The organism is Salipiger marinus, assembly GCF_900100085.1.
In the GTDB taxonomy this organism is placed as follows: Bacteria; Pseudomonadota; Alphaproteobacteria; order Rhodobacterales; family Rhodobacteraceae; genus Salipiger; species Salipiger marinus.
The window spans coordinates 1-3,648 of the sequence record NZ_FNEJ01000069.1 but is presented as its reverse complement, the minus strand read 5'-3'; the positions used below and the strand labels follow the sequence as shown (position 1 = coordinate 3,648).

The 3,648-nt window shown below is 67.2% G+C and carries 5 protein-coding genes; all 5 read right to left on the bottom strand.

Annotated features, from left to right (window positions below):
* Positions 1 to 1,679 (bottom strand): DNA primase family protein (locus tag BLR51_RS26735; RefSeq protein ID WP_131821919.1); only part of this gene is annotated, 1,679 nt, incomplete at its 3' end.
* Positions 1,676 to 1,939, bottom strand: coding sequence for a hypothetical protein (locus BLR51_RS26730; RefSeq protein WP_089852577.1), 264 nt, complete (start codon positions 1,937 to 1,939; stop codon positions 1,676 to 1,678). The genes BLR51_RS26735 and BLR51_RS26730, both read right to left, overlap by 4 nt.
* Positions 1,936 to 3,066, bottom strand: coding sequence for a DUF7146 domain-containing protein (locus BLR51_RS26725; protein WP_089852576.1), 1,131 nt, complete (start codon positions 3,064 to 3,066; stop codon positions 1,936 to 1,938). The genes BLR51_RS26730 and BLR51_RS26725 overlap by 4 nt, the downstream gene beginning before the upstream one ends.
* A complete protein-coding gene (locus BLR51_RS26720) occupies positions 3,051 to 3,251 on the bottom strand; it encodes a hypothetical protein (protein WP_089852575.1) in 201 nt (66 codons plus the stop codon). The genes BLR51_RS26725 and BLR51_RS26720 overlap by 16 nt, the downstream gene beginning before the upstream one ends.
* A partial coding sequence (locus tag BLR51_RS26715) for a hypothetical protein (protein ID WP_207543710.1) occupies positions 3,244 to 3,648 on the bottom strand: 405 nt, incomplete at its 5' end. The genes BLR51_RS26715 and BLR51_RS26720, both read right to left, overlap by 8 nt.

Sequence of the window (3,648 nt, the reverse complement as noted above, 5' to 3'; positions counted from 1 at the left end):
CGATCGCCCCACATGCCCTCGCCACGCATGTCGAGCCACAGGTTGAAACCTTGGATCAGTTCCCGCGCCAGCAGGAAATCATCGGGGTCGCCGGTCACCACACAGGCATCGCCAAGGAACGTCCCGATCGGGTCGCTGTCGGCGCGATAATCCTTGGTCGCATCCAGCACCTGCCGGGGCTCCTGCAGGCCGCGCTCCAGATAATCGATCAGACCAGAGATCAGCCAGTTCAGGATCCCGGACCGCTCTTCCCAGAGCTTTTCGCCCAGCTTCTCATCGCGTTCCTCGGGCGGAATCTGGACGTCGAAGGGCACCAGCAGCACCCGGCGCCAGATGCCGTCATCTGTGCCCCGGATATCCGGCTTATGGTTGCCCGACATGGTCAGCTTGAAGAACGGATGCACCTCGATGAAGTTTTCGTTCAGCTGGCGCACAAGAAGCGGCTCGCCCCCGGTCAGTTCCTTGATCAACCCTTCCTGCAGCCGCTCGCCCTCTTCCGGCTCCGAGGCGCGCACCATCCGGGCGCCCATCAGTGGGAAGATGTCGGGCGTGGCATCACCACCGCCGCGCCGGTTGCGCCCGGTGAAGGATTCGATCTTGGCCATGTGGGAATAGTCTCCCAGCATCCGGGCGATCAGATCGACCAGCACGGATTTGCCGTTGGCGCCCGCACCATACATGAAGGCAAACTTCTGGATCTTCAGCCCGGTCATGGACAGGCCGAACCAGCGCTGCAGGAAGGCCCGCATTTCCAGGGCGGGCTGCACCCGGGCCAGAAAGCGGTCAAAGGTCGGACAGGTAGCATCTGGATCATAGACCACCGGCATCATCTTGGTGATGATCTGCGGACGCGCCCGCCCGGGCACCGGGATCTCGCGCGCGTGGTCGATGTCTTCCATGTCCGCTGTGCGTGACAGGCCCTGATCGGGCCGGGCCGCCTCCACCGAAAACCGTAGGACGCGATTTTCCGTGTTCACCGTCAGCGGATCGGAGTCGAGATCTTCGACATCCTGCGCCAGCAGCACGATGGCCTCATTCAGCATCGCATCGATGCGGCCCTTGTTGCCCGAGGTCTTCGCGAAACTGCGATGATCGCTCTTCATGCCGGATTTGCGATCCTTGATCTTCCGGATCCAGATCAGCTTCTGCGACAGGTCTTCCAGTTCCACCTGCTGTTCGGGTGTCAGGTCATCGCGCGGGATCGAGGACAGCGCCGCATGACGGGCGCGCGTCGCAGTCTCCCCCTGCAACTCGCGCAGCTGCCAGTCCTCAAGAACAAGATGCGGGATCTCTTTCAGGATGCGCGGCGGCACGCTTTGGGCCAAACGCCGAACCTTGATTTCGTCGGGGTCCAGATGCCAGCGGCGTTCGTCCCAGACATGCCAGCCGACCCGGGGCACCTTCAGCGCGCTGGTGCCGCAATACCTGGCAAAGCGGTGGCCGTTGCCGGTGTCGTTCAAAGGGAACGCGGCACAGTCCTTTTCTTCCTTCTGCTCAGGGGTGAGGCTCTTACCCTTTCTCCCGCCCGAGCCTGCCTCCGCGCCCGCCTCACCGCCGGGTGATCCTTCACCGCTGCCGGCATCATCCTGCTGCGGCGCCTCTGCCGCTACGCCCTCGGGCAGGTCGACATCCTCTGCGGCGGCAAAGCGCGCGCGCACGTCTTCTCTGCGATCGGTCATTGGTCGGCGGGCCTCCCGAGTTCGGGGGATCGCCGGTGATGCGCGTATGTGAGGAAACCCGGCCGGGCGTCGGCGGGCAGCGCGCACCAGTCCAGAAACACCCGTTCGATCTGCGACCGGCGGCCCGATTCAATCTCCCGCAGCCGGGCATTCAGCACCGCGGCGGCCTCGGCAAAGGCATAGGCCTCGACCAGCTGCAGCACCACATGCTGCACTTCACGATCGCGGGGCGAGGCCTCCGGCAGCGCAATCTCGGTCATTCGTTGTCCCTCGTGTCGTCTTGTCTGTCCCGTCCCGTCAGGACATCGTTCAGATCCACCCCCTCCCCGGGGTGGACGATCTGGCCGCGCAGGCCGGGCCGCAGCGCCATGGCGCGGCGCAGTCCGCATTCGAGCTTGTGCCGCGTGGCGCGCGGGTCGGAATCCCCGTCCTGAATGAAGATCAGCCGCCGCACCCAGCGGGGCGGCACAAAGGCTTCGGTATCGGTCAGGTCCGGCAGACCGGCATAGCGCATGCCTTCGCCGCGCCGCGCCCGGCCCGCCATGTTGCCCAGATCCACCCCGGCCCAATAGGCGGCGCCCGGCACCGCCGCCGCCGCCATGGCGGTAAGCGTGGTTTCGATGCCCTCACCCATCACCAGCGTGTCAGCACCATCCGGCGTGCAAAGCCGGATCGCGGCGCCCTTCTTGGAGCCGCGCACCATCTTGGCGGGCATCGGCTCGCCCTGCCACGTGATCCGCGCCTTGCCATGCGGCGGCTCGGGATCGACCCATGTCTGATGCACCGCCGTCAGCCCGCCCCCGGCATCGAGGACGCCCGCGATCATGCAGGGGCCGCGATGCACCGTAACCAGCTCGTGCCCGATCTTCTTGACGTAAGGGTGATCGACAAGGAATCGCAGCGCCTCGGGCAGCTCGGGCAGCATGTCGGGCGTGAACCCGCGCGCCATCAGATAGGCCCGCACCACGCCCTGCGAGCCGGGCCGCGACCGGGCCCAGATGTCGCGGGCATCGCGCAGGCTCTGCTCACGATAGCGGTTCTGCGCCTCGCGCTGGCGCTGCTCTGCCGCCTTGGCAACGGAACGGCGCCGGGCCACCTCCGCCGGATCGATCGAGGCGGGCGCCTCGCCACAAGCCCAGGTCAGCGCGGCGGCAAATCCCAGGTTCAGCACCTGCCGCACCAGTTCGACCGAGTCGCCGCCGGTGATCCCGCACTTGCGGCACAGGAACGCCCGGCTGTGCAGGTTGATGCCGAACCGGTCCCGGCCACCGCAAAGCGGACAGGGTCCGACCAGCTCGCCGCCCGCTACCCGCAGGCCGACAATGCCCAGCCGGTCGACCAGCTCGCGCACCGGGATGGCCTTGGCCTCAGTCAGCCGAGGGTCCATGACGCCTCCTGCCGCAGATCGAGGCCGAGCTGATCGGCCCGCGAGGTCAGCGCCGCCATCTCGCCAGGGAAATAGGCGCGCTGCCGGACATGGCGCAGCTGCCAGAGCCAGCCCTTAAGCTCTGCCCGGGGCAGGTCCGCGATCATCGCCAGCTTGGCCTCTGGACCCAGCACCGCATCAGCCATGGCCAGACCCCTTGATCGGGGGAACGCAGTCCGCGACATGGCGCCAGCCCTCGGGCAGCGGCCCGGGCGCCTCGCCCTGCAGCACCGCCAGCACATCGCCCGGCCAATTGTCCGAGATCACCACCAGCCACGCTTCCAGCCAGCCCTGCAGGAACCGCCCGGCGCAGGGCACGTCATGCCGGCACAGCGCCAGGAACTCCCGCACCGCATCGCGGGCCCGGAAATCCCCGTCAGCCCAATCCAGCAGCGCCTCGACCAGATCCAGCATGTCCCGCTCGGACAGGCACGCGGCCTGCGCCTTGACCGCGACCGCCTGCGCGCGCAGCCCGAAGGCAAGGATGGGATCGGAGGCGCGGATCATGCGGAGGGCGCACCACGCAATTCGGCGATCTGCTCT